We start from the raw sequence: 26,484 nt of genomic DNA, 5'->3' as shown, positions 1-26,484 counted from the left end.
TCTCGGTGGTAAGTCAATATTCTGGCCGGTATCCCCGATATTTTCTGGGCGATAATCAGATATCTTCTATAACCAGATATCTCTAACAATAGGGTCATAATTTTAACCGGCTAGAGGTAAAGCGGGTACACTTTTCTGTACCCTTTTCCGCCGATTTCCCGCCGTTTTCCTGGTATGAAAAATCCCGGAAACCCTGATATTTCAAGGTTTCCGGGATACTCGCGGAGAATACGAGATTCGAAATAGTGTGCAGCGGTTTTGGCTTAGGGCTTGAAATGGCTATAAACCGTTGAAATATAAGGGTTTTCAGGACTTTTCATTTTTGGTCAGATTGCGTCAAAATGGGCACCTTGCATCTTTTTAATAACATAGTAATAACATAGAATTATAATTCAGGTATGGCTAAGACGAACAACGCTAACGACTTCGGTTGGCTGCGCACATACACGGTTAAGGATCGCATGTCGGGCGGTGTCAAAAGACGCTATCAGGCCTCGTATCTCGATCCACGCGACAAGGTTTTACGCATTAACGCGCCTTCGCCGTTCGACTACAAGGCCGATGCCTACAAGTGGCTTGCTTCCGAACATGATCTGATCGGATCGGGGAAGTGGAAGCCTCCGGTGGAGCGTGCTGAGGATCAGAGGCGTCGTTCCGTGCCTTTTCGTGACTTTGCCGCCAAATGGTTTGCTAACAATGATTCGCGATTCAAGGCAAGAACGAGACAGACGTATCACCAGCTTTTAGATACGCGCATCCTGCCCACCTTTGGCAGGGTTCCGCTGTCCGGCATTACCGTCGATATGGTTAATGAATGGTACTCTTCCTTGGCGGAAACTCCGACTGCTAGAGCTAATGCCTACGCGCTGTTGCGGCAGATTTTGAAAACGGCTTGCGAGCCTCCCGACCCTTTGCTTGAGTTCAATCCCTGCCGTGTTCGTGGTGGCTCAAGCCGTATCAGCGATGAACGGAAGATCGCTTCTCCTGAACAGGTTCGTCAGATCGCTGACGCGATGCCGGATCGTTTGCGTCTTGCCGTGCTGCTGGCGGCATGGCTTTCATTACGGTTGGGCGAGGTGTTGGCGTTACGGCGTGGTGATTTTGTTTTGCGTGCCAAGGAATTACATATAACCCATGCTGTTACTTATACTGCTGCTGATGGTTTCGTAGATGCTGCGCCAAAAACTGCTGCGGGGAAACGTGTCGTGGCTATTCCCGCATTTCTTGTCGTTGAGATACGTCGGCATATGCGTAAATATGTCGATTCGGGTGAAGATTCCTTGCTATTTTGTACAGAAACCGGCAATTTCCTACACACTTCTGAGATCGAAAAGCCTTTTATTGCCGCTAGGAAGAAGGTGGGTTGCCCTTGGCTTCGGTTCCATGATTTGAGGCATACCGGCAATTCATTTGCAATGCAGACCGGCTTGGCGACGATTGCGGATCTTCAGAAACGTGGCGGTTGGAGTACGCCGAGCATGGCGTTGCATTACGCGCATTCGACTGAGGATCGTCAGCGTCGTATCGCCGCCGCGTTGGATGATCTCGCTACCGGTAAAGCAGGAAAGGCGAAGCGCTCTGTGTCGAATGAGGATCTGATGAGTGAAATGCAGAGGTTACTCGCTACGATCACCGATCTGGAAACGGAGAACAAGCGTCTGGCCGCCTTGCTTGAGGCTCATGGGATTGATGCTGCTGGACGTTGATGGTTTCCGGCTTTTGCTGTTGTTTTAAGTATTTTGTCAATGTTTCGATATGGTTCTGATAGTCGTCACGTCCGACGAGCTGACAGTCTTTTGTCTCTAACGCCACTGAATATGAATGGTATCGTTTCCAGACGCGTTGTTGGATCGATTTGTTGCTGAGGGGCTTGCTGCCGTTGAAGATGACTCCTCCGGCGTTTTCTGTGATGAGCTTGTAGGTTAGAAGGTTCAGCCCTTTTGCCTCTTTTCTGTGTTGAGCGCTCAATCTTGTCTCGGCTGCAATCCTGTTTTCGATCTTCAGACGCAACACTTCACTCCGTGATGCGATATAAAGTGCGTCCTTGAGGCTCCATGCTTGCGGACTGATACGTCTAGCTACTATTCCCTTAAGGTCTTTTGGGTAAGTGTCGTATAAGGCTGTTTGTAGGCCGTTTATAAGTTCCTCTGTTGTCTGTTCAAGGTACTCGTGTATTTTGTTCCAATGCTCGTCAAAGAGAAGGATACCGTCTCGGCTTAGATTCCCGTGCCTGTCTCGGTCGTAGATGCTGGTCAGTGACGGGTTGTTCCTGCGGCTTGCGCCGTTCGTCTGTGGGTGTGCCGCCGTGATGCCGAAGAACGCGCTGATTCCGCTGATTCTTTCGACTCTTGGCATGGCTCCTCTCCGTCCGTCTTGAAGGGCCTTTTTTATGCAGAGTTGGTAAAGCTCGGTCCTGTAGACATTGAGGTATTTGAGCAGACTGATGGTATCCGTGATGTCTGTGCTGCATTCCATCAATGGAAGCTCGTCGTTGTGCCTGTCCTGTAGCTTGCCGTATTCATATGTCGTGGTTTCTGTCATGCTGAGCAGCTTGTACGAGATTTTTACAACGCTGCGCTCTTCAAGCCCCTCTGTTGCATTCATACGAACATTTTAGATTAGATGGAGATAAAAGTAGTTTTTCTTTTCTTGTCTTTTATCCGTCTGTCTGATTCGTGGTTGCCGGAAAGCCAATAGGCAGTAGCTCTTTCGCGTTTTTCTTGTTTTCCGTGTTTTGCGGCTTTTTATATCGGTGGTTGGAAGCTGACTGATCAATACCTGAATCGATTTTTTGGCAGGGTCGTTATTCCGATCCGGAAATTGGTTCAGGAAGGGCATTCATGAAATGAATGCGGAAAAGAAAACATATCAGCAGAAGTACCGAACGTTGAATTCTTTGGCAACGACTGCCAATATCGCCCGATATTTTGATATATCGCGCAACAGCGTGCTAAGGCTTTGCGATGATTGCAATCTAAGTAAATATGCTGAAAAGCAAGCCGTTAATCCGAATTTGCATCTTAATGGTAAGGATTACATGGATGCCTTTAATCGGCAAGCTGCTCGGTACAACTCCTCGCCACGACTCCATGATGTTGTACTGATCTTTATGGCGTTTCTGCCTGATTTTACTAATAGCAAAGAGGAGCTCAGCAACATAAAAACAGGTGTTCCATGTTGGATTCAGCGTGCGCATGCAGGCTCGGTTTGGAAAGTCTCGAGAGCTACGTTAGACCGGCATTCCAACGATTTTGAACATCTTGGCCCCAACGAGCTGCGTGTTGTGCGACTTGGCGGACTCCGCTTGTTTCGAAGAGATGAACTGGACGAAAGATACGAAAGACGAGACGGCATTCTGATGGCATCTGCAACGGAATTTACTGCTTGAGCATTTTGCAAGTAGATGCCATTTTAAGCGGGCTTTCAATAGAGATGCCGGCTACGGAAACGGTCTGAAATCCGAGGATCGCTTGAGACGTCAGTCACCGTGGCCGACAGTCCTTTTCGCGGCTGTTAGAGCTCGGATTGCTGTTTGGCTCTAATGGTCGTGAAATGTGGCGCTGTTTAATTGATAACAAAATAGTGATTAGGAGTGAATTATGGCTGAGAATAGCTATAAGCGTATGACACCGACATTTTACTTGACCGAGAAGAAGCTCGCCGATGCTCTTGCGTCGCGGATCTTCTGGGTCGAGGCCGACGATGAGGAAACGGGTGTTGAGATTACGCCCGTGCGTGAATGGGAGACGGACGAGAACGGGCGTAACCGCCCGACCGGCCCGCAGCTCAAACGCGCCAATTCCTTGTTGTGGGAGCTGTCGGCTAGGGCTCGCTTCTTCGCGTTCGGGAGGACCCGCGCATCGGATGTGCGGATCGTGATCCCCGCGAAGGAGAAGCCCGACCTAAATGCCTTGCTAGGGGACACTGATATCGAGGCTTAGCCTCGTTTCCTGTTTCTCCTGCTTAGGCTGACTGTGGTGCCGCCCTCTTGGGCGGCACCACTTTTTTATATAAAAATCACGACATAAATCAAAGAAAGAGTAAATATTATGTCGAATTTTTGGTTGAAGAAATTATGTGAGTGCCTGATCCGCTATGCGGTGCCGATTGCTGTTGTCGGCATAGCCGCGCCGATCCTGCTTCTGCTGCTGAGGTATCCGGCCACTGGCTTGATACTGATGGCGGTGGAACTGCTGCTGGCCATCGGCCTCGCGGAGCTGTTCCGCAAGGCCGGTGTCGATGTCTCCTCGGTCAGTGCCGAGGTGGAAACCGAAAACCGGCAAAAGGCCCAGCAGGCCGAGTTGGCTCGTGTTTATGACACGGTCTGGCTGGCCTTTGCGAATGCCGCGAACGAGGCGACGGGCGGCCAGTTGGTTCTGGCCGATCCGCGGGTTCCCTATCGGGTCTTGCCCAACGGGACGGTTCGCATCACATGCCTGAGCGGCTCGTTGGATGATGACGATCCCGCGCTTTCCAAGGTATGCAGACTCACGACAAGGAACCTGATCGCATCCGGTTGCCTGCCGAACTCTTGGCGCGTCCATCGGAGATCCGATGGCGATTTCGAGATCTTCGATCTCATGCCACGGCGAAGGTGAGAATCGGGCTGTGATCGGTCTGCTGCCCGCTCCCGAAGCCGGCATTAGCGCCTCTGGCGCGGTTGCCGGCGTAGGGGCGGGCGCATCGGCCGCAGGCCGATGCAAGTCGCCCTTATAAGTATTACAGGGCGACTTTGGTAGCGATAGCGGAATGGATTGGAATGGCGAGATTTCAACGATCTTGCGGTTCCGGTCTGTTCCGCTTTTTTATAGGGGACGATAGCTGCGATCGTGGTTACGGCCTCTGAAGTAGGTAATTCGACAAGCTCTTATCGAGGTAGACAGAAAATGATAAATGTCAGTTAGTAAGAATATTAAGGAAAACAAGAAGGATGCCAAGGCGGTCGAGGGTTCTTCCTCAGATGCCGGGGCCATGAAGGTCGAGGTCTCCACCGTGACGGCCGCTGGCCGCTCGATTCAGGCTAAGGACTGGTGTATTACAATTTCTGTGAACGATCCGAACCGTCCGGGTGTCACGCGTTCGAGCGATGATGTCGAGGCCGTCATGAAAAGCCTCAACGCTGTCGCTTACGTGTTTCAGGAGGAAAAGGGCAAGCAGTCCACAGAGTCCAACGAGGACGGCTATCTTCATTACCAGTGTTTTGTACAGTTGCGGTCTCCGGCCCGCTTTACGACGTTGAAGCGGAGGTTTGCCGATGCCGAAATGCCTGACGTCCATCTTGAACGTCGTGAGGGAACCGTTCAGGGTTGTATCGACTACTGTTCCAAATCGGACACTCACGTGGCAGGCCCGTGGTCGCATGGAACGTTCCGTAAGGGTCCCGGACGGGGCAAGAGAACGGATCTGGTCAGGCTTCGCGATGAGGTGATGGAGGGCAATTCGGTCGATGATATCCTGCTTGCCGATGATGGCGCGAAGGCGGCCCGCTATCTGAATTATCTCGACCGTCTGACTCAGGCGAGAAGGAACAAGGAATACGGCCATATCAACCGGTCTGTTTTTGTCGGTTATCTTTATGGTGACGCCGGGGTGGGCAAAACCTCCAGCATATTCCGCCGCTACGGGCCTGAAAATGTCTATAGAATTGCCGAATATTCGCGTAGCCCGTTCGACGGCTATGATGGGCAATTTGTGCTTCTGATGGATGAATTTGATTCGGTGGTTGCCGAGCGTCTCGTGCCCTTTGAGCTGATGCTCAACCTTCTGGACGTCTTTCCGATGACCCTTCCGGCCCGCTACCATAACAAGGTGGCCGCCTATACGACGGTGTGGATCGTCAGCAACCTCCCGATTGAGCAACAGTATGTAGGTATCCGTGGCGAGCAGCGCAGGGCCCTGATGCGTCGAATCGACGTCGTTGCCCACATGCTGCCTGACGGATCCCTGCATGTCGAGCAGATGCCTAAGAAGGCATCGCAGGAAAGGCTTGCCAAGGCCCGGAAGGGCCAAGCTGATCTTCTGCCGGAACCGGTGGAGAAGGCCGTTGAGCCGGTGGTTGACCATTCGGTGGCGACCCCTGCGGAGAACGAGGCCATCATGCGGCTGCTTACCGGTCCGGTCACGGATCAGTCGAAGCCCAAGTCCAAGGCCCCCGTCCTCAACGAAGGCGGCGTCGACGAAGGCAGGTTCAATGTAAAACAATTGTCGATCGAAGATATCCTCGACGTTGAAGACCAATGATTAACAAAGAAATGGCCCCGAGCTGATGATCCAGTCAGTTCGGGGCTTTTTCATGCCCGAAAACAGCGGTTTAGCTTTTGCCCAGCAGCCACACCCACGTGCCGAAACGTCCGTTCGAACCACCCGGAATATCCGCCGAAACCGTCTGCGACTGATTATCACCCGTAAACGTCAAATCCTTCTGATCCGTAAGAGTCGCACCAGCGGTCCTCACCCTCGCAAGATAAGCCGTAGCATTCTCACCCGGGTTACGCTGAATGTGGTTATAGATGATTTCCTTCTGACCGGTGAAGAAATACCCGTGAACCTTCACGCTGGTATTCGGGGTCCAACTGCCCTGAGTGGCTTTCATCGTCACCTTATCAACAGCCTGCTGGGGGTTGCCGTTGGTCGAAGGCTCAATGCGGTGAGGAGACGAATCGGTCTCAATCACAGGTTGGAAATCCATCTCAGTCGGGAAAGAACCAGCATCATCTTGGGTAAAAGAGTTCGGCTCCATTGTGAACAATTCCTGACCACTGGAAGTCAACCGTCTGGCAGACATATTATCAAACTCAGCAATAACATGCATCTGCCCATCTGCCACAGCTGTCCAAGGTATACCCTGATCAGTACCATCAGTATTAACGGTTATTTGATTACTCCCAGTAGCATCCCAATGAATTACGTTATTAACATCTGTTAATTTATAAGTCAAACCACTTACAAATTGCCCACTCTGGTTCTTGATTCCCGCGTGGAAAATACCCTTCGCGTAGTTGCGCTGATACGCATCCTGCGGGTTTTTGGAACTGGGGAGAGCGGCCAGAGCCTTATTCCAAAGGACGTTCGCGTTATTAGCCACATCAGCAAGGCTGGCACCGTCAAGCTGCTGGGTCTTGAAAATCGCCCAACGGTCAGGATGCTTATCCATATGGTCATGAACCGCATAAGCCACGGAAGCCTGAGTAAAATCAGACAGGTCATCCTTGTTCTGGGTAATCATAATAGCCGCGGTTTTGGCGGTGTCGTCAGCAACAGGGTTCCAATTACCGCTGATTACATCAGCTTCATTGACCGGCGTGTTAATCTCCACGCAATAGACAGGCCAACCATCCTTCCAACGCTCAATACCCAGTCCTGTGGCATGACTACCAACATGAACGTTACCACTGGTAAACGGTGCAAAGAAATACCCTGGGTTACCCTGCTCCTGAGTCCTCATTAGAGGATTGTCACCCGTCCCACGGGTGTACTGAGTCGCATTCGCTGAAACCGTTCCGGTCATCAGCGTGGCCGCCGCGACTATGAAGCCTATGATGCTTTTCAGCAACCGGCCCTTCCTGCGCGGGGACGCCTTGTCATTCTTAAGTAATGACATTTCCTTCTCCTAAACCACTAGACAATATCCGCCATTCACACCAAAAACCAAGAGGTTGATACGAACGGCCTCAAAGGGAAACATGCGGGAATTGCAAAACGGCAATCAGAACTTCAGGTAGGACAAAAATCAATCAAACACAACAAATACCCTAGATTTATAAGGAATTACAATGAATAACCACTGGGTTAAGCGTATAGAAAAAGGCCATTGGATATGAAACCCAATGGCCTTTCCCAACAAAATAAACTTTCATATTCCTTTTACTAATCCACCAACTTTGGCTCTTTATTAGTTCCGACCTCAGACCTGTAAGTATGAAAATCGTCACCTACAAACTCCATATAAGGCTTCCTACTCATTACTGGTCTACCGAAATTATCGTACCTGACAACCTCTTTTCTTCTGCTAGCGACTTCATAAGTCTGACAAACCGTATTAAAGTTTTCCACCCTATTGAACCGCTCGGAAAACTCAGCAAAGAGACTCTTCAGAGAAGAATTATCCCAGCGTCCCAGTGTATCCTGCAACCAGTCATGTGCTTCCTTATTACTTACAACAAACACATACCTATAATTTTCCAATACCCTGTAAGCCGGATAATGTCTCCTGCCCAGCCTGTTATCCACCAGACTCTTGGCTATCCTATGAAAACGACAACCGACCAAATCAGAGTTACCAACTAACTTATGTACATCACCATTAAACGGAATATTGGAACCCATTACAAAACATGCCATTTTAGAACCTGCTTGATAAAAGCGTACAATATACTTTCAAAAACTCAAATTACCAATAGGACATCAGACAACAAAACCTACATATTCAGACGTGTGACACAAGGAACAACCACACAGGTAGGAACATACCAGAAACACAACATCCACGATTTATGAAGCGTTATTCAAAGATTCAAGGGCATATACAATCCACGAAAAGCAACCGAACCTAAACTTTTTTACTTTTATACACACTTGGATATTTCCAAATATAAGCCCTCACCAATTCCAACGTTGTATTCCTTACCTTGCTATTCAGAACTCTTTTAATACCCTTCATCGCTGTTGATGAAGAAATCTTTACATTATGATGTATACCATCAATAATGGAATCCTCAGACTTCGTCCACCTATTTCTATCCCACGCATTATCAAATACAAAAATGACACCATACGCGCAGTCAATCCTCTGCTCACGAAAACACCCAGTCATGCTAACTTCAGGCTTCCTACTATTACTAGGACTATTACCTTTAAAGATGTACCCGCGTTCAGCGAGCATATTAATTTGCATAGTACTCAAATTTTTAATATCGCCTAATGGATTAGTCCACCACTGAAAACCATACGAAAAATTCCTTCTGGACACAGTTACCTCCAATTCAACCTACAAATAAGGAAAACAAAATTCAAAACATAAACTTTCATATAAAAAACCAACGCATTCGAACGTGTGACACTAGGAACACCATAGGATATACAAGACTACCTACAGGACAACATTCAAGGTCTATCGGGTGTTATTCGAAGGTTCAAGGGCATATACTATAAGCGAATACAAGGCTACGAAAACAAGAAAGCCTCCTCAGAAATGAGGAGGCTTTTCAACTTATTATTCATCAGCCGTGAGTAGGAATCTGAATATTCCAAACAGGATGATCACCCGTGGGAGGTCCACCCAAACCCCCTACATCGCCCAAATCCACAGTACCGTTCCAAGATGGGGCAGAAGGAGTGGGGGCTGATGGGACGGGGGCGTTGTAGTGCTGGGCGGGAGCCTGATAGCCGCTGCCGCCATTCGAATACGAACCACCCGAATACCCGCCATTGGAACCCGCATACGAACCACCCGAATATGAGCCAGCATAACCGGTATTCGAGGAACCACCCTGCGCCTGCTGCTGGGCTTGCGCGTCCTGAGCCTGCTGTGCCGCCACCTGAGCCGCTGCGTCAGACTGCTGCTTTGCGGACTGGGAATCAGACACCGCCTTCTGCGCTGCGTCGAGCTTCGACTTCGCATCGGTGAACTGCTTGATCCAATCGGCGGGGGTATTGGACTTCATGTGAAGGTCCTTCATAACCTGCTGAGCCTCTTTCGTGCCGGTGTTCTTCATCTCGGAGAACAGCTTGTTCGCACTGTCAATACCCTTCTTCAGCGTGTCGCGGGTGCTCGCATCCGCCACCTGACCCTCAGTCGAATTATAAAGGTTCCGCGCGTTCGTGATGTCAGCCTTCAAATCAGCCTTCGCCTTGTCAAGCTGAGAACCGGTGATCTTGCCTTCAAGAGAGGAAAGCTTCTTGGTCTCGTTGGTGACCTTTGCCGTGTAGTCCTTCTGAATACCCTTCGCCTTCGAGGTCTCCCACACCAGCATCCCGTTCGGGCTGACCGAAGGGGTCTCGGTGGTGTTCCCCTTGGACGCCTTCAGCTCGTTTTGCAAAGCGGTGAGGGTCTTAGCGTCCGCCACCTGCTTGGGGCTGACCGACTTCACGAGCTTCTGCGCCTTGTCGTACTCCCTGACGAACGCCTCGGACGCCTGCTTGGAATCGGCCACGCTCGTGCCGTACTGGTCGTTGGAGGCATAGGCGACACCACTGTAACCGCCCACGACCACGATGGCCGCAATCGCCGCGATCATCATGTAGAACTTTCGGCCATGCCTCTTCTTCGGCTCGGCCTCGGTCTTGGTGCTCTCGGAATCCTCGGCCTCCTCTGTGGCGTCGTTGCCTTCGTCGGGTTCGGTGTCCTTCGGATCCTCGGCGGTTTCGTCCTTCTGCGGATCGTCCATCCTCGCTGCCCCTTTACACTCTTCCATGTATCGCACAATACCAGAATACACCGATTTTACATCATGCGTGATGTATCATGCATGAAGTTTCGGGGTTTGCTTGAAAGTATGGCAAACCGAATATCCACAAAACTCACTTGGGAAAAATACGCCGACGTGTTCGCGATGAATCTGAGAAGAATACGGGCCGAACGCGGGTACAGCCAGCAAAGGGTCGCTTCCGACGCCGCGATATCACTGCCTCAGTATCAGCGTCTGGAAAGCGCGGGCTTCCGTAGCACCCCATCCCTGAACCCCAAGATCAGGACACTCATTTCATTGGCCGAGGTTCTCGATGTTGAGGTGTCGGATTTGTTGCCGAAACCGTGGCCCGATCTGCGTGAAAAATAGACCTTTTGTAATGCAGATTGGTCAGGCTGCATCTTTTTAATAACATAGTAATAACATAGAACCGTTTTTTAGGGGTTCAAAATATGGTGAAACCCCTTGAAAATCAAGGGGTTTCGAGGTGGCGGAGAATACGAGATTCGAACTCGTGAGGCTGTTACACCAACACGCTTTCCAAGCGTGCGCCATAGACCACTAGGCGAATTCTCCAGCATGCATATTGACAAGTCCACAACATCTGTAAGCAGACTTCACAACACACAACTTAAATAAGATACCATGAGGCCCCGAGCTTCGCAAGCGATTTCGGCGTCGGCGTGGCGGTTCAATGATATTTTGTAAGCCAATGTCCTAAAAGGGGTTATAGACCCAAAGTGCATTTTGTGGAAGGTAACGTGCACTTTTCTAACAGCAATACGCGAAAAGTGCGTTATGGGTGGTGACAGCTGCACTTTTGAGACAGCGATGTGAAAAAAGTGCAGGTTCAAGAGGCTGCGGCCATTGATTCTGTGATTCCGAATTGGTTGAGAAGCACAAAATAACGCTATGCCCGCTGAAACTCTCCAATGGAAAGAGTGCCGGCGAACATAGCGTTATCGCGTTCGCAAAGACTAACTAATTACTTCAGTCTTCCTTGAACTTGATGTCGAAGTTGCGCTCATAATGCAGGAACATCGTGGCGCCGTAACGGTCGACGTCGCGGTGCGTGAAGAGCATGCGAATCGCGAAGGCGGTCTGTGCATCGTAGGGGAGGGACTTGAAAGCCGCATGCGCATCCCAGTTCGGCGGCGCGATGGCCTTGTCGGGGACGTAGGCGTAGCCGTATCCGTCCTCGTCGATATAGCCCATAAACGGTAAATCCCAAGCGTTATGGTCGGTCAGTTCCTTCTTGAAATCCTCGACTTTGGCAAGGGCGTCATCCCCGATGCCGAATTTGCGGGCTACCTTGTTGGCCTCTGCGGTCTTCTCGGCTGCGGTTTCGCCGTATAGCGCTGGATCAACGACGATGGTTTTGTCATCTGCCATGATGCATTCCTTCCTATCGGCTTTTGCCAATAGACGACGGGATGTTTTGCTCGACGGATGTTATAGTGAACACCCTTTGCACAAGAACAACTCGTTCAGATTGTTCCGACACTTTGCTGTGCCGACTCATTTAGTGTAGCACATGACTATTGGCGTAAGGTGCTCAATTTTGTAGATTTCGTCACGATGTGATTTAGCGGCCATTATTCCGACAAAAAACATTGACATGATGAATTACTACAGAGTAAATATCTGAAAGATAACATTAAAAATGTTCTGTTTAGCTGATATGGAATCAAGAACAGTGCTAAGAACGTATATTTTGACCGCGAGTATTGAACGGAATCCAAAGGCAGCACAAGGTGTTGGTTTCTTCTTGACTGTAATAAACTGTTATGATTTCGCTAATATTTCGCTCTTATGTCTGTATTTTTCGTTAATGGCATTACTATTACATCAGATTGGACACGTTTGCTCTTATTGAAGAGCTGGTGGGTTGGTTCATCGGGCAAAACGAATTTCAAGAAAAAAGAACGGAAATGTGTCAAATTGAGAATCATTGGGAAAGCGCGCAAGGCGGATGTTGGCATGCCGGGTTCCCGATGAAAATGACCGATTTGAGAGGCAAGATTGATGAAGACTAGGTTCACACAGTTGGCTACCAAACTCGGGGTGGTGATAGCGATTCCGGCGTTGGGACTGGCGTTGACTGCGGTTCCGGCGCAGGCGGCGACGGACACGAACCTGAGCGGTTTGGGCCAAGCTGGTATAGGTTCTACGACTTCTAGCCCGGCGCTGGGTGCGCAAGGAAACGGTGTCGGCAATAGCACTATTGGCAACCAGCGGGTATCTCCCGCAGCCGATGACGCGAAAGACGCCATGCCCGATAACCCGAACCAGAAGTTGCCAGACAAGGTCAGCGCTGCCGTCCCCGACGATGCGACAGTCGTTTCCAAGGATCTGGCTGTGACCAAGGACGGCCAGGTCAAGAATGTGGAAACCGGCAAGCCAGTGACCGACCCGAAGTTGGTCGGCACGCCGACTAAGCAGCCCGACCCGCTTGCTAAAACTGGTGGTAAGCACTTCATTCCCGTCGAAGCCGGCGAAGTGAAGCAGGCTGTGCAAAAGAACGGCGGTGATGCCAATGCCGGCAGCAATGGCAACAGCGGGAATAATAGTAGCTCGAATAATGGCTCGAATGGCAGCGCTCCCTCTCCTTCCTCCCCATCTTCGGTTCCCTCTCCATCGGCCAATGCTCCCAGTGGCAGCGATTCTTCTTCCTCGAATTCTTCGAATACGCCTGCCGGTAATGAGCCTTCCGCCAAATCCTCAACCGGGAATAATGCATCGTCTCCTTCGGGGAATTCCTCATCCAGCCCATCTTCGCAGAGTGCCAGCGGCGCTGCCTACATCCAAAAATCCCAAGCAGCCAACGGCAATGTGCACAATGTCGCTTTGCAAAACAACGAGTATGGCGCCTATTGGGGTTGGTACAACGGCACACAGGCGTTCTTCGAACGAGGCGGCAATCTTTTCGCCCAGCAAGCCAAGGGCGTGGTCGACGTTTCCGAACACCAGGGCATGATCGACTGGCAGCGAGCGAAAAACGCGGGTGTCGAAGGCGCGATCATTCGTATCGGTTTCGGCTGGGGCAATAGGCTTGATTATCAGGCTCAGCGTAATGTCAATGAATGCAAGCGTCTGGGAATTCCGTTCGGCGTTTACCTTTATTCATATGCATACGACAATAATTCCGGAGCTGCAGAGGGCAGTGATACCGTCCAGAAACTCCGCCAACTTGGCGTAAGTCCCGGTGATTTGAGCTATCCGGTATTTTATGATTTGGAGAATTGGACATGGACGGGTCATGCCCCTCCAACTGCACCGTGGGTCTACGACGGCGTTGTCAATAACTGGTTCATGCAGGTCCAGCTCAGCGGATACGGCAATGTTTCCGTCTATTCCTACACGTCATATCTCAACGGCCCGCTTAATTCGGGGAATATCCACTCAAGGACCCGTTGGGTGGCAAGCTATGGCTCGCGGGTAGGGTTTAATTTCCCGACCAACGACCGTGGCTGGCAATATGCTGACAACAATTGGATTGACGGCATAGGAACCGTCGATGCAAATGCCTTCGGCAATTATCAGAGTGACCTCAACATCATCTGGATCATGCGCAACGACTATATCGACATCGGCACTTCCGCGGGGCTCAACGGCAGTCCGGTGGACTACAAGTGGCAAAGCTACGATTTGGGCAGTCATACGTGGCGCGACATCACCGGTTGGGTGGGAGGCAACTGGGCCAGTTGGTATGCCAACTCCGGCGATTACTGGCTGCAGCTTGAGGTCCGTGATAGGGCGACGCAACGTTCCATAGGCACCAAAACCATAGCGTTCCACTATACCGCAGGTAATACATATATAACCGGCACCTATTCCGGGTGGCGTAACGGCGGTATTCTTTTGGGTATGAGTTCCAGCAATCCCTGGTCTCATTACCAGATGAAGATTTATGATTACGGCGCTGGGCGTTGGGTGCAGCAATTCGGCGGGCAGTGGGCCATGTGGCATCCGAGAAGAGGCGTGTATTGGACGCATTACGAATTGTATACTTGGGATGGCCGGTTGGCTGACACTAAAACCTATGCATTCGGAGTCTGATGATTTGATGTAATACGCTATTTCATTGTGGTGAATAAAGTGGGTGGGAACCGAACACGTGATTCGGTTCCCACCCACTTTCTATATGTATTTATTTCGGTTTTCCGACGAACATCACCCGCTAGAGGAGTTTAGATATCCGAGGCGAGGATCTTGTTTTCGGCTACCTGCAGCAGGTGCTGGCCGTAAGGGCTCTTGCCGTACTTGTGGGCGGCTTCGAGCAGTTGGTCGCGACTGATCCAGTTGTTTTCGTATGCGATTTCCTCGAGCACTGCAATCGGCAGACCCTGTGCACGCTCGACGGTGCGCACGAATTCGCCGGCTTCATACAGCGAGTCCATGGTGCCGGTGTCGAGCCAGGCATAGCCGCGGCTCAGCGTCAGCACATTCAAGGAGTCGTCTTCCAGATACATCTTGTTGAGGTCGGTGATTTCCAGCTCGCCTCGGGCCGAAGGACGAACCTGCTTGGCAAAATCGACCACACGATTGTCGTAGAAATAGAGACCGGTCACCGCGTAATTCGAGGCCGGATGTTCCGGCTTTTCGACGATGCTGACTGCTTTATGGTTTTTATCGAATTCCACCACACCATAACGTTCCGGATCGTCGACGTAGTAGCCGAACACGGAAGCGCCATGCTCCACCTTGACGGCGCGCTTAAGTACCTGACTCAGGCCGTTGCCGTAGAAGATGTTGTCACCGAGCACTAGCGCGCAGGAATCGCCGTCGATGAAGTCCTCGCCGATGATGAACGCCTGGGCGAGACCGTCGGGGCTGGGCTGCACCTTGTAGGAAAGGTTGAGTCCGAACTGGCTGCCGTCGCCGAGCAAGCGTTCGAAATTCGGCAGATCCTTCGGTGTGGAAATCACTAGGATATCCCGAATTCCGGCGAGCATGAGCACGCTCATCGGATAGTAGATCATCGGCTTGTTGTAGACAGGCAGCAGCTGTTTCGAGGTCACCGTCGTCAACGGATAAAGACGGGTGCCCGAACCTCCTGCAAGAATAATGCCTTTCATGGTGTCTCCTTAGTCCTGATTGCGCTTGTGATCGGCCAGATACGTTTCGAGAAGTTGCTCCCAATCCGCGGGTTCGAAACCGGTGCTGCGAATCTTGGAAAGGTCAAGTGCGCAGTGGTGTGGGCGCTTGGAACCGCCGGTCTGGGCGGCGTAGGTATCCACGGAATTCGCGTCGATGTATTTGGTATCGACGCCTTCCAGCTCGAAAATCTTTGCGGCGATATCGTACCAGGACGCTACGCGGCCGGAACCCGTGAGATTGTAGGTGCCGTAATCGCATCCGTTGTCGAGCAGATGGAAGATGCCCTTGACCAAATCGCCCACGAAAGTCAGCCTGCCGCTTTGATCATTGGGCGCCTGTGCGGTCTGCTTTTGCGTTTCGGCGGCTTGTTCCGCGAGGCCGAGCATACGGGTCACGAAGTTCTTGCCGTCGCCGACGATCCAGCTTGAGCGGATGATGTAGTGGCGGGGGACGGTGGAGACGATAGCGTCGGCAGCGGCCTTGGTCTCGCCGTAGACGCCCAAGGGTGCGAAGCCTTCATCTTCCGTGTGCTGCTTGGCGGTGCCGTCGAAAACGTAATCGCTGGAAATATGGACCAGAGTGATGCCGTGGCGAGTGGCGACCTTGGCGAGGTTCACCACGCCGCTGACATTTGTATTCCATGCTGCCTTGCGGCCGTCTGGGGTTTCGGCCTTATCGACCGCTGTAAAGGCCGCGGTGTTGATGATGGTGCCGTAAAGGTCCCAGTCATAGTTTTCATAAGCGGCAGGATTGGTGATATCGAACGTATCGGAATCGACAAATTCAAAGCTGTCGAGCTGATGCTCCTGAACATATTTGCGGATTGCATGACCGACTTGTCCGTTGCATCCGGTGACGAGGGTCCGTTTGGGGGCCATGGGCTTGGCGTCCTTCAACATCGGGTGGTGCAGGTCGGCCTCGCTCCGCTCGCTCTGATCCAGCGGAATCGGCCAGTCGATTCCCAGGTCCGGGTCGGCGAGGTTGACGAACGTGTACGTCTTCTTCTGCTCCAGCGACCAGTGCGCGTTCACCAGATACGTGTACACCGTGCCGTCCTGCAAGGCCTGGAAGCTGTTGCCTACCCCCCGCGGCACATAGATCGCACGCGACGGGTCCAGACGGGTCGTGAACACCTGCCCGAAGCTCTCGCCGGGACGCAGGTCCACCCAGGCGCCGAAGATCTCGCCGGCCGCGATCGAGATGTACTTGTCCCAGGGCTCGGCGTGGATGCCGCGCGTGACGCCCTTCTTGTCGTTGTAGCTGATGTTGTTCTGCACCGGCCCGAAGTCCGGCAGGCCCAGAGCGGTCATCTTGGCGCGCTGCCAGTTCTCCTTGAACCAGCCGCGGTTGTCGCCGTGCACCGGCAGGTCGAACACCAGAAGACCCGGGATGTTCGTCTTGGTGACCTTCAGGTCCTTCTCAAATTCAAATGCCATATCTAGCCTCGTTTGCGTTGCGTAATTGCCGAACTGTTGAAGACAAAGCGCGCCACACCTTGCGGGTGACGCGCAACGAAATCACTGGCCTTGCTTCTTGTATTTGGCTTCGGTGGCCGCCTTGGCGGGCCTCCACCAGTCCTCGTTGTCGGTATACCACTGGATGGTCTGCTTGAGGCCAGACTCGAAGTCCGTGTGCTTCGGCTTCCAACCCAGCTCCGTCATGAGCTTGGTCGGGTCAATCGCGTAACGGCGGTCGTGACCAGGGCGGTCGCGCACCCAGTCGAACGCGTCTTCAGGCTGGCCCATCACGCGCAGGATATCGTGCAGCACGTCGAGGTTGTTGCGTTCGCCGTCCGCGCCGATGAGATAGGTCTCGCCGATCCTGCCTTTGGTCAGAATCGCCCAGACGGCGCTGGAATGGTCCTCGGTGTGAATCCAGTCGCGCACGTTCAGGCCATTGCCATAAAGCTTCGGGCGGATGCCGTCGAGGATGTTGGTGACCTGACGCGGGATGAACTTCTCCACATGCTGGTACGGGCCATAGTTGTTGGAGCAGTTTGAAATCGTGGTGCGCAGGCCGTAGGTGCGGTGCCAGGCGCGCACGAGCATGTCGGCGCTGGCCTTGCTGGAAGAATACGGGCTGGACGGGCGATACGGGGATTCCGGTGTAAAGCGGTGCGGGTCGTCGAGCGCGAGGTCGCCATAGACCTCGTCGGTGCTGATCTGGTGGTAACGCACGTCGTACTTACGCGCCGCTTCGAGCAGACGGTAGGTGCCCACGATATTGGACTGAATGAACGGTTCCGGATTGACAATCGAGTTATCATTGTGAGACTCGGCAGCATAATGCACGATAGCGTCGTGGCCCGGAACAATCTTGTCGAGCAGCTCGGCGTCGCAGATGTTGCCGTGCACGAACTCGACCTGGTCTTCGGGAAGCCCCTTGATGTTCTCGATATTGCCGGCATAGGTCAGCGCGTCGAGCACGGTGACGTGCGTCTCCGGGTGGTTCTTCGCAACATAGTGCACGAAGTTCGAGCCGATGAACCCGCATCCGCCGGTCACAATAATGTTCTTAGGCATAAATTCTTCAGTCATGCTCACCATTCTACCTTCGAGCGCGAACTGTAAACGCACTCAATTGATAACTACAAGGTTCAGGCACAATTATGTGGTATTTGACTGTGTGACGAATCCGTATAAATCAGAGGTTCGGCTTGGTATTGCTGGCTTATTGCAGCTCGTTGCTGGTTTTGGGCGTTTGGTTGTTCCTAGCAAATTTTTTGGCAGTCCAGTTCCAGACGGCTTCGAACCAACGACCCTTATGCCGGTCAATGGTGAGCTTGAAAATCGCCGATTTGATGACATCAAGCAAAATGCATACCACGCAGAGAAACAGGACCACGGCTATTGGGTAGACGACGGCCATTATTCGGCTTTGGTAGTACGGTCCGTAGTCGAATACGCTTCTCCAGATCCAGTCTCGAATCGGGACGAATTCGGTGATGAGATAGATGGCGAAGACGTGCGAAGCAATCCAGTTGATGATACGGCTTTGGAAGTGGATGTGAGAAAAGAGAACGAACCATCCAAACGCTTGCGTCAGAATGCCAAGGTTCATCATTTTAGGAAAGATAAAAACCGAAGGATTCTGGGAGAAAACGGTGTCTGCAGTTGCTTCCTGGATCCCGATGACCAAATAGCCAAAAGTGAGGCAAGCCAAGCCGATGCCGAGGGAAAGAAGCTGTTCGTGGTACCAACGTAGATAGCAAACCAGGACCAAAAGGCACAGCATTTCCAAAAGATCGTCGTTGATTATAAGGTTATTGAGCCCAGGAATATCGCCCATGATAGGGCCGATGAAGAAGATTATGCAGGCAAGAATGAAATGTTCTCGTTGGGTGAGCGCGCCTAAAATCTTGACCAGCATGGGCAGCATAAGAAGAATGATGACATAGACGGTCGCATACCACCAGTGATTGGTGAGTAGCGGCAGGAACATTTCCAAAATAAAGGTTGTGTTGATCGCGTAAGTCTGAAGATTATACAGGCAACACCTAAAACCAGGGACCAGAATAAGAGCGTTCGCTCGAGAATCCATGAGCGTTTTGCGGCGCTATGCAGAGTGATTTGCCGGTGCGGTTTGCACAAAAACCAGATTGAAATCGCGAAGAACAAATCGACGCCGACCCTCCCTTCGGTAGCGAGGAATGTTTGAATCAGCAATCGTTTCCTGCTTAGAGGTTGGGCATATAAGGGAAATTTATTGAAGAAAAAGAAGTGATGCATGATGATCATCACCATGGCGACGATACGCAGCAACTCCAGGTTCGACTGGCGAACTTGAAGCTTGCGACCCTCGTTTTCCTTCATTGACGCTCCCTGTGGTTTATCTGCACAATACTGAATACGATATTTCGATCAGTGTGAAAACACGTATTGATTCTAATTGAAAATATACGTTTTTAAGAATCTGGCTCCCTGATTGTTTTGGTGTTCATCGAGATTTTTGGCCACAACAATTCGAACCAATGACCTTTATTGCGGTCGACGGTTAACTTGAAAATTGCCGATTTTGCCATATCAAATAAAATGCAGATTGCGCTGATGAGCAGGGTGACGGCAATAGGATAAACAATGGAAGCAAGCCCGTGATAATAGGGGCCGTAATCGAATATGGTCCCCCACAGCCATTGTCTGATTGGTATGAATTCGGTGATCAGATAGATGGCGAAAACGTGCGAGGCGATCCAATTGACGAACCGACTGGAAAAGTGCAACTTCGAAAAAAGGATGAACCAGCCGAATGTTTCCAATAAAATACCCATGTCCATCATTTCGTAAACCTGAGACCCGAAATAGGCTTCGACTCCGATGATGAAGTATCCCATTGCCAGACAAATCACGCCGATAAGAGGTTTGGCCGGTTCGCAATGATACCAACGAATATACGTTACCAGCGTCAAAAGAGCCAAAAAGCTCAGCAGGCCAGTGTTGAGCAGGTGATGTTCGAGTCCGGGTATCGTTGCCATAACAGGGCCGATAAAAATGATGATGACGCACAGAACCAAGTGCTCTTGTCGGCTCAAACAGGCAAGACCTTTGACGACAAAGGGCATGAGCAAGAGGATGACGATATAGCAAGTCGCATATCCCCAGTCATTACTTAAAGTCGGAAGAATCGTATTCAAGATCATGTAGATATTCTTTGGCGCGATTCCGGCGACCATACACGCTATACCGAGGACGACTGACCAGAAAAGCAGGGTACGTTCAAGAATCCAAGCTCGCTTTGCTGTATCGTGAAAAGCGAGCGGACGCTTTGGCTTGCACAAAAACCAAATGGATATTGCGAAAAATATGTCGACGCCAACTCTGCCTTGGCTGCCTAGGAAAGTTTTAAGGACGATTCTTTTGAGTCCCATCGGCTGCTGGTCGAGGGAAAACTTGTTGTAGTAGAAGAAGTGGCATAGGACAATCAACATCATCGAGATGATGCGCAGCAACTCCAAGTTCGATTGACGCATCGTTTGCTTGGATTGTCCGGAATTACCCCTTTGTAAACCTTGCAATTCTTTCCTCTGATTTAAATGTTGTTCTCCCAATCAGATAATTGTCTATGCCAATCCAGACAACTTCAAAAAACAACAGTATTACAGATTCTGTCGCATCACGTTGAAAGCCTCTTCCGGGTCGCCGTCGAAGATGACGTGGGAATGGGCGAGGACGATGCAGCGTTGGCAGAGTTCCTTGATTTGACCTTCACTATGGGAAACGATGACCATGGTCTGGCCTTGTTTTTGCTGTTCTTTGAGGCGCTCGATGCACTTATGCTGGAAGGCCTCGTCGCCGACGGCGAGGATTTCGTCAATCAGGAAGATGTCGGGGTTGCTGTAGACGGCGACCGCGAACGCAAGGCGCAGGAACATGCCGGAGGAGTAGAACTTCACTTCGGTGTCCATGAAGGGCTCGATGCCGCTGAATGCGACGATGTCGTCATAGCGTTCGTCGATCTGCTTTTCCGAAAGGCCGAGAATGGCGCCGTTCAAGTAGACATTCTCGCGTCCGGTGAGTTCCGAGGCGAAGCCTGCGCCCACCTCGATGAGTCCTGCGAGCCGGCCGCGAATCAGCACATCGCCGCTGTCGGGCTGCATCACGCCTGAAATCATCTTGAGCATGGTGGACTTGCCGGAGCCATTGACGCCGATGAGGCCAACGGTTTCGCCCTTGTCGATGGTAAAGGAAATATCGTCGAGGGCATGGAATTGCTGGTCGTGGTGACGCTTCTTCTTGGGCGTGAACAGCTTGATGATTGATTCCTTGATGGAGGAATTCGCGCGCAGAGAGAAGTGCTTCGAGACATGACTGACCTGAATGGCTACGTCTTCGGGCAAGGTAAGTTTGGGATTTGATTTTTTCTTCATATCAGATCTCCTGGGCGAAGCGGCCCTCAAGATGCTTGAAGGTCAGCTCGCCGATGATAAGGAAAAGCAACGAGACCAAAAGGCTTTCTCCGATTCGTATTGGCCAGGCGCCGGCAAACTGGAATGTACGGTCCGTGGCTCCCCACCAGAAGCCGCGATGGAAGGATTCCACGCAGATGGCAATGGGGTTCGCATAGTAGATTTCGAGCACCCACCACGGCACGTGGGCCGCGACCATTTGCCAGGTGTAGAAGCAAGGTGCTGCCCATACGGAAATCATGGCCACAAGGTCGGTGATATTTTCGGCATCGCGGTAGAAAACGTTGATGGAACCGAAAAGCAGACCTAGGCCGAATGCAAACAGGCAAATCGACACGAGACCGGCAAAGGCAATGAGCAGGCCCTTGATGTCCGGCCGCCATCCCATTAGTGCAGCGCCGATGATAAGCACCACAAGCTGTGGGAAGAAGTGAACGAATGCGACTCTCAGAGAGGCCAGCGGGAATAGTTCGCGTGGCAGATAGATTTTCTGGATAAGCCCTGAATTGCCGAGAATCGAGCGCGTGCAATTGCCGAACGCTTCCGTGAAAAAGTTCGTGACGATGACGCCGCTGAACAGATAAACGGGGTAGACCTGAATATTGCCGGCGCGCCCCATGCCCATGAACACGTCCATGGCCACGTAAAAGACGATGAACTGAGTGAGCGGCTTGACGTACGTCCACGCCATGCCGAGCCAGGACCCGCGATAGCGAATCCGCACCTCTTTCTTTACCAGCAGATCAAGCAGGTAAAGGTAGTGAGGTACGTCTAGCAGCCCCCTACTTTTACCTGGGTGCGAGACGATTTCAGATTCTGCTGTCATCGTGACCTTTCCGTTACCTTTGCTGTTTCGTCTGATTTTTATGAACAAACAAGTTAATTTTAGGCTCTGGCATAGAACTGTAGCGCATAAGTCATGGTTGATTTGTGAAAAACCGAACTTCTTCTACAAACTTGGAGCACCGCGTTACGCCTACGCTGATAGACTAAGGAGTTATGTCAAAAAGAATTCTTGTAACTGGGGCCGGGGGCTATATCGGCCGGCATGTGGTAAAGGCGCTGTTGGACGGTGGCCAGGAAGTCATTGCAGCCGACCGGCACCCTCACGATTTGGATCCACGCGCCAAGCAAGTGGCGATTGATCTTTTTGCGCCCGACGATGATTTGTTTGAAAAACTGGGGAGCCCGGACGTTTGCCTTCACATGGCTTGGCGGGACGGCTTCAAGCATAATTCCGATGCGCATATGGGCGATCTTTCGGGGCATTACCGTTTTATCAAGCAGATGCTCGACAGTGGTTTGAAGCAGATTGCCGTGATGGGCACGATGCATGAAGTCGGCTATTGGGAAGGCGCGATTGATGAAAACACGCCCTGCAACCCGGCTTCGATGTATGGTATCGCCAAAAACGCGTTGCGTGCTGCGACTTTGCAGCTGGCCGATGAGCACAATGCCGTCGCCCAGTGGATTCGCGCCTACTACATCGTCGGTGACGATTTGCGTGGAAGCTCGATTTTCTCGAAGCTGCTGCAGGCTGCGCAGGACGGTAAGAAGACGTTCCCGTTCACCATGGGCAAGAACAAATATGACTTTATTAACGTCGATGTTTTAGCGAAGCAGATTGCAGCCGTCGTTTCGCAGGACAAGATCAACGGAATCATCAACTGTTGCAGCGGCGAGCCTGTTTCCCTGGCCGATCGCGTCGAGCGCTATATCAAGGAAAACAATCTTGATATCACGCTTGAATATGGTGCCTTCCCGGACCGTCCATACGATTCCCCGGCCGTTTGGGGCGACGACACCAAGATTCGTCAGATTATGGCTGAATAAAGAATCTTATACATACTGATAGAGGGCAGGATTGACCGTTCAGGTGGATCTTGTCCTCTATCAATATGTAAGTGATTAGTTAGCTAAGCTGATATTTTCGTAGCGGAAGCATCGGTTTTCTTGAACATTCGCGCAACATACTGTTTGAACCCGGCGTCTGCTTTGTATAGCAATATTGACAGGATCATGATAATGACGCAATCCGCGAAGAAAAGTACGTAGGCGCCGGACATGTACTTTGCATATCTGGATGCCTTGACCACGGTAAAAATCTGTTCGATGACTACGTGGTGGGTTAGGAAAATAGCATAGGAATATTTAGAGATGGTCCCGATTAGCACTTTGACCGGTTGGCATTCAAGCAGCGGCCCTATCCATGTCAGAGCCAGGAAGAAGGCGATTCCTGTCAAGGTGGTGGTCACCATGGCATTGGGAATGGGGTTGAAAATCTGCTGAAGAACGAGAACAACGATGGCGATAATTCCAGTAGGAGTGTTCGCCTTGTTGAAGTACTTTACGAAATACATGCCAAAAAGCAGTTCGGGCAGGCGAGATGTCGGCAGCAGTTCAAGTGGGAGAGTGCGGAACGTCGGCTTCAAGATTATCGTCGCGAGATAAAGTGCGAGGACGATTGCGGCGGTGATGGCAGGATGTTTTTTTACCCCATACCGAAGCAACGGGAAAATCAGATAGAAAATGATGATGAAGCCGATGAACCATTCGCCTGTTGTCGCAAACGTAATGTAACCGGCCGCGGCTGCATAACTGTCCACCCCGAAAATTGAGAGGATAATCGTCCAAAGCGGTGCTTTTACCGAGGGCGCACCACCATTTTTGATGTAAAGGAAAGTGTTGGCAAAAAGGAACGCGAGCCAAAACATTGGGAAAATGGACTTGAAACGCTTCCAATAGAATTCTTTGAGATTGAGATGTTCCACATCTCCGTAGGTGTACATGAGTGCAGCGCCGGAAATAATCAAGAATTGTGAGACGCCTAAATCACCAAGAAAAATACGAAAAGGGTAGTTAACGAAAATCGGGTGTTTCAGCAACTCCGGGGTGTTGAAGTGTGTAATCAGTATGAAAACAACGGAAATTGCTCGTACCCAATCGAGGTAAAAGAGGCGAGGTTTTCGTGTCGGTCGCGTCTTTTGCACTTCTTCTTTCGTCAAGTTTTATTCTTCCTTATCGCTCTGTTACTTGTTGACTTGCTTTTTGCGGGCTTTCACGAGTTGTGGTCCGATAATCGGCGTGCGCTTGATGAGGTTCTTGATTACGCGCAGCAGACTTTTACGGAAACGCTTGCCATCGGTTACCGCGCCCTTGGTTTCCTCGAGATTCTTCTTCATCCAAGGGTCAGAAACGGCGCGTGTGAGCTCGCGCATGCCGAACGCAAGATTCGTGATCTCGATGCGCGCGAATCGCTCGGAGAAGATGTAGGCCGGGAAATATCCGTTGGACTGGGGAACATAGCAGTACGAGCGTTCGATGTAGTGCAAAAGCGTGTTGTCGATTTTGTTGGGTTCCGGTGGAAAGTCTGTGTATTTCCAATTTCGGTCGAGTAAGCCCCTCATTGCTTCGGGCCTGAACCAGAACATGGTGCCAAGAGGCGCGACCGCTTCTTTCTTGACATCGAGAGGAACGTGGATGCCAAGGGTGTGTTCGAGGAATTTCTTCGTTCCTTTATAATTCGGACCCCAAGTGAAGGTGAAGTTGGGGAAATAGTCGCCGTGGTTCGGCGGCGAGGGCATGGCGATTCCCAAACGTGGGTTGTCTTCGAACAGCTTGATGACGTTTTCCACGTATTCCTTGGTGGGCAGCATGTTTTCGAAGCATTTGTAGCGGAACCCATCACCGACGGACTGCGGGGAGACCTGCGTCACCTTCTTGTCGTGCATGAAGCAGACATAATCGTAATTGAAGAGGTCCTTGCCTCCGCCAATAAGTAGGGCGCTGACGTCACGGCCGCGATTCTGAATGACACGAACGTCGACGTTATATGGCAAATTGTTTTCGGTGCAGTAATCCCGAACGATTTTCGCGTTTTCCTCGCTGCCGACAGTGAGGATGAGGTCGCTGCCTTCGGGCATCGAGCGTGCATATTGCATTGTCTGATCGAGCAGGTCCATATAGTAAAGATGCATGACCAACGCGATCTTTTTGCCTTGAGGAAGCTCGGTTCCTTGATTTTGCGGCAGTACATAGTCAAGATGAAGGTTTTTCATCAAATCGGCCAGGTTCATGCTGCGCAAGGCGTTCTGCCAAATCAGATCGGTGTCGTAATCGGTGTGGTCGCGCAGATATTCAAAAAGGTCCAATGCAGGGTTGCCGGCGGATTGGGAGATAACGTCGCCATACCACTGGAAGAACGAGCGCCGCTTGATGATCGGGCAACGCTTCTCTTCCACCAACTGCTTCGCCGCGAACGTGATGGGACCATAGGAGAAGCCTTCAAGGTCGTCGGTGTTGACGTAGACATCCCATTTGAAGCCCTTGTCCGCGAAGCGCTTGGTGAAGAGGGACTCATGATAGCCGACCGAGTCATAGTAGCTTTTGATTTCCGGCAGGTTGTCCCAATAGTCGCGGAACGCCTTGCTGGTGTGCAGGCTCTTGCGATAGGCGTGGAAATGCGACTGGATATGCTCGGGCAGATAATCGAAGGGGCTGCGGCCGAACGGGTCCTCTTCGACGCGATGGAATTTGGTGATGCCCCAGAAATCGAGGTCGCGCTTGTCCATCGCTTCGAACATTTCGGAGAACGGGTAGACCGGGCCCATGATGGTGGCGTTGAAGAGCACGATTTCGTCGAATTTCGCGAGCTTGTCCCACCCGTAGGAATCCATGGCGGTCTTATAGGCCCAGGCGTCGTAGCCTTTGTTGACCCGCACGATGAGCTTGGTGCTGTCCACGAATTTCAGCAGTTTCACGCGGCTTTCGTTGGTGAGCTTGCCGTTGACGACGACAGTGAAATCCGAGAAAAACGGCGTAAGACCTTCGAGGAGAGTCGAAATGTAATCGTCGACGATGCCATCTTCATCATAAAAGAAAAAGATGCCGAGACGATTCACGCTGGTTTCAGACAATTTCATAAGATTTTGCTGCTCCTCATAGGCATATTCACAACGATGCCTTAACTTTACACGTAACCTAGAAAATTTGCCTTTTAAATAATAGGGGTTTTATTGAGACAAGTCGAATCCGGAATTTGCCGATAGTAGGCTATAGTTAAATTGTCTATTCCAC

The 26,484-nt window shown here is 51.2% G+C and carries 22 protein-coding genes and 1 tRNA gene; 8 read left to right on the top strand and 15 right to left on the bottom strand.

Annotated features, from left to right (window positions below):
* Positions 1-398 precede the first annotated feature (398 nt).
* Complete coding sequence (locus OZX72_RS08550; RefSeq protein WP_277158270.1) at positions 399-1,706, top strand: site-specific integrase; 1,308 nt, start codon at positions 399-401, stop codon at positions 1,704-1,706.
* On the opposite strand, the gene OZX72_RS08545 is transcribed toward OZX72_RS08550, so the two are convergent.
* Complete coding sequence (locus tag OZX72_RS08545) at positions 1,630-2,604, bottom strand: hypothetical protein (protein ID WP_277158269.1); 975 nt, start codon at positions 2,602-2,604, stop codon at positions 1,630-1,632. The genes OZX72_RS08550 and OZX72_RS08545 overlap by 77 nt on opposite strands.
* 241 nt (positions 2,605-2,845) lie before the next feature.
* Here OZX72_RS08545 and OZX72_RS08540 point away from each other — a divergent pair, with 241 nt between their 5' ends.
* The 4 genes from OZX72_RS08540 to OZX72_RS08525 all read left to right on the top strand — a co-directional run bounded on the left by OZX72_RS08540 (position 2,846) and on the right by OZX72_RS08525 (position 6,240).
* On the top strand, positions 2,846-3,388 hold the full coding sequence (locus OZX72_RS08540; protein WP_277158268.1) for a hypothetical protein: 543 nt from the start codon (positions 2,846-2,848) through the stop codon (positions 3,386-3,388).
* A 211-nt stretch (positions 3,389-3,599) separates the two neighbouring features.
* On the top strand, positions 3,600-3,941 hold the full coding sequence (locus OZX72_RS08535; protein WP_277158267.1) for a hypothetical protein: 342 nt from the start codon (positions 3,600-3,602) through the stop codon (positions 3,939-3,941).
* A 108-nt stretch (positions 3,942-4,049) separates the two neighbouring features.
* A complete protein-coding gene (locus OZX72_RS08530) occupies positions 4,050-4,598 on the top strand; it encodes a hypothetical protein (RefSeq protein ID WP_277158266.1) in 549 nt (182 codons plus the stop codon).
* A 295-nt stretch (positions 4,599-4,893) separates the two neighbouring features.
* Positions 4,894-6,240: a hypothetical protein gene (locus OZX72_RS08525; protein WP_277158265.1), complete on the top strand. Its 1,347-nt coding sequence runs from the start codon at positions 4,894-4,896 to the stop codon at positions 6,238-6,240.
* A gap of 70 nt (positions 6,241-6,310) precedes the next feature.
* Here OZX72_RS08525 and OZX72_RS08520 read toward each other — a convergent pair whose 3' ends face one another.
* The 3 genes from OZX72_RS08520 to OZX72_RS08510 form a co-directional block, all read right to left on the bottom strand.
* Positions 6,311-7,600 carry a hypothetical protein gene (locus OZX72_RS08520; RefSeq protein ID WP_277158264.1) on the bottom strand — a complete coding sequence of 430 codons (1,290 nt, stop codon included), beginning with the start codon at positions 7,598-7,600 and terminating at the stop codon, positions 6,311-6,313.
* A 266-nt stretch (positions 7,601-7,866) separates the two neighbouring features.
* Positions 7,867-8,325, bottom strand: a complete 459-nt coding sequence (locus OZX72_RS08515; protein ID WP_277158263.1) for a hypothetical protein — start codon at positions 8,323-8,325, stop codon at positions 7,867-7,869.
* A gap of 893 nt (positions 8,326-9,218) precedes the next feature.
* Positions 9,219-10,412, bottom strand: coding sequence for a hypothetical protein (locus tag OZX72_RS08510; protein WP_277158262.1), 1,194 nt, complete (start codon positions 10,410-10,412; stop codon positions 9,219-9,221).
* A gap of 81 nt (positions 10,413-10,493) precedes the next feature.
* Here OZX72_RS08510 and OZX72_RS08505 point away from each other — a divergent pair, with 81 nt between their 5' ends.
* Entirely contained in the window at positions 10,494-10,775 is a 282-nt protein-coding gene (locus OZX72_RS08505) for a helix-turn-helix transcriptional regulator (protein WP_277158261.1), read from the top strand.
* Positions 10,776-10,894: 119 nt separating this feature from the next.
* Here the strand turns inward: OZX72_RS08505 and OZX72_RS08500 are convergent.
* Both OZX72_RS08500 and OZX72_RS08495 read right to left on the bottom strand, forming a co-directional pair.
* Positions 10,895-10,982: transfer RNA gene (locus OZX72_RS08500), tRNA-Ser, on the bottom strand.
* Between the two features lie 414 nt (positions 10,983-11,396).
* Positions 11,397-11,798: a glycerophosphodiester phosphodiesterase gene (locus tag OZX72_RS08495; protein ID WP_277142659.1), complete on the bottom strand. Its 402-nt coding sequence runs from the start codon at positions 11,796-11,798 to the stop codon at positions 11,397-11,399.
* A 633-nt stretch (positions 11,799-12,431) separates the two neighbouring features.
* Here OZX72_RS08495 and OZX72_RS08490 point away from each other — a divergent pair.
* On the top strand, positions 12,432-14,465 hold the full coding sequence (locus OZX72_RS08490; RefSeq protein WP_277158260.1) for a GH25 family lysozyme: 2,034 nt from the start codon (positions 12,432-12,434) through the stop codon (positions 14,463-14,465).
* Positions 14,466-14,596: 131 nt separating this feature from the next.
* Here OZX72_RS08490 and rfbA read toward each other — a convergent pair whose 3' ends face one another.
* From rfbA to OZX72_RS08455, 7 genes are all read right to left on the bottom strand, one after another.
* A complete protein-coding gene (gene rfbA / locus OZX72_RS08485; protein WP_277158259.1) occupies positions 14,597-15,484 on the bottom strand; it encodes a glucose-1-phosphate thymidylyltransferase RfbA in 888 nt (295 codons plus the stop codon).
* A gap of 9 nt (positions 15,485-15,493) precedes the next feature.
* Positions 15,494-16,942 carry a bifunctional dTDP-4-dehydrorhamnose 3,5-epimerase family protein/NAD(P)-dependent oxidoreductase gene (locus OZX72_RS08480; protein ID WP_277158258.1) on the bottom strand — a complete coding sequence of 483 codons (1,449 nt, stop codon included), beginning with the start codon at positions 16,940-16,942 and terminating at the stop codon, positions 15,494-15,496.
* 81 nt (positions 16,943-17,023) lie between these two features.
* Positions 17,024-18,043, bottom strand: a complete 1,020-nt coding sequence (gene rfbB, locus OZX72_RS08475; RefSeq protein ID WP_277158257.1) for a dTDP-glucose 4,6-dehydratase — start codon at positions 18,041-18,043, stop codon at positions 17,024-17,026.
* Positions 18,044-18,176: 133 nt separating this feature from the next.
* Positions 18,177-18,953 carry a hypothetical protein gene (locus tag OZX72_RS08470; RefSeq protein WP_277158256.1) on the bottom strand — a complete coding sequence of 259 codons (777 nt, stop codon included), beginning with the start codon at positions 18,951-18,953 and terminating at the stop codon, positions 18,177-18,179.
* Positions 18,954-19,410: 457 nt separating this feature from the next.
* Complete coding sequence (locus OZX72_RS08465; protein WP_277158255.1) at positions 19,411-20,550, bottom strand: acyltransferase; 1,140 nt, start codon at positions 20,548-20,550, stop codon at positions 19,411-19,413.
* Positions 20,551-20,598: 48 nt separating this feature from the next.
* Positions 20,599-21,369, bottom strand: coding sequence for an ABC transporter ATP-binding protein (locus OZX72_RS08460; protein WP_277158254.1), 771 nt, complete (start codon positions 21,367-21,369; stop codon positions 20,599-20,601).
* A gap of 1 nt (position 21,370) precedes the next feature.
* Positions 21,371-22,234 carry an ABC transporter permease gene (locus OZX72_RS08455; protein WP_277158253.1) on the bottom strand — a complete coding sequence of 288 codons (864 nt, stop codon included), beginning with the start codon at positions 22,232-22,234 and terminating at the stop codon, positions 21,371-21,373.
* Between the two features lie 173 nt (positions 22,235-22,407).
* Here OZX72_RS08455 and OZX72_RS08450 point away from each other — a divergent pair, with 173 nt between their 5' ends.
* Complete coding sequence (locus tag OZX72_RS08450; protein ID WP_277158252.1) at positions 22,408-23,241, top strand: NAD-dependent epimerase/dehydratase family protein; 834 nt, start codon at positions 22,408-22,410, stop codon at positions 23,239-23,241.
* Between the two features lie 83 nt (positions 23,242-23,324).
* On the opposite strand, the gene OZX72_RS08445 is transcribed toward OZX72_RS08450, so the two are convergent.
* Together OZX72_RS08445 and OZX72_RS08440 are read right to left on the bottom strand one after the other, a co-directional pair.
* Positions 23,325-24,413 (bottom strand): acyltransferase, encoded by a 1,089-nt coding sequence (locus OZX72_RS08445; protein WP_277158251.1) that lies wholly within the window; start codon positions 24,411-24,413, stop codon positions 23,325-23,327.
* 24 nt (positions 24,414-24,437) lie between these two features.
* Positions 24,438-26,330, bottom strand: a complete 1,893-nt coding sequence (locus OZX72_RS08440; protein WP_277158250.1) for a rhamnan synthesis F family protein — start codon at positions 26,328-26,330, stop codon at positions 24,438-24,440.
* Positions 26,331-26,484 lie beyond the last annotated feature (154 nt).

Source organism: Bifidobacterium sp. ESL0769 (assembly GCF_029395495.1).
Taxonomy (GTDB): domain Bacteria; phylum Actinomycetota; class Actinomycetes; order Actinomycetales; family Bifidobacteriaceae; genus Bifidobacterium.
The sequence above is the reverse complement of the archived record's forward strand: the minus strand, read 5'-3'. Positions and strand labels throughout refer to the sequence as shown.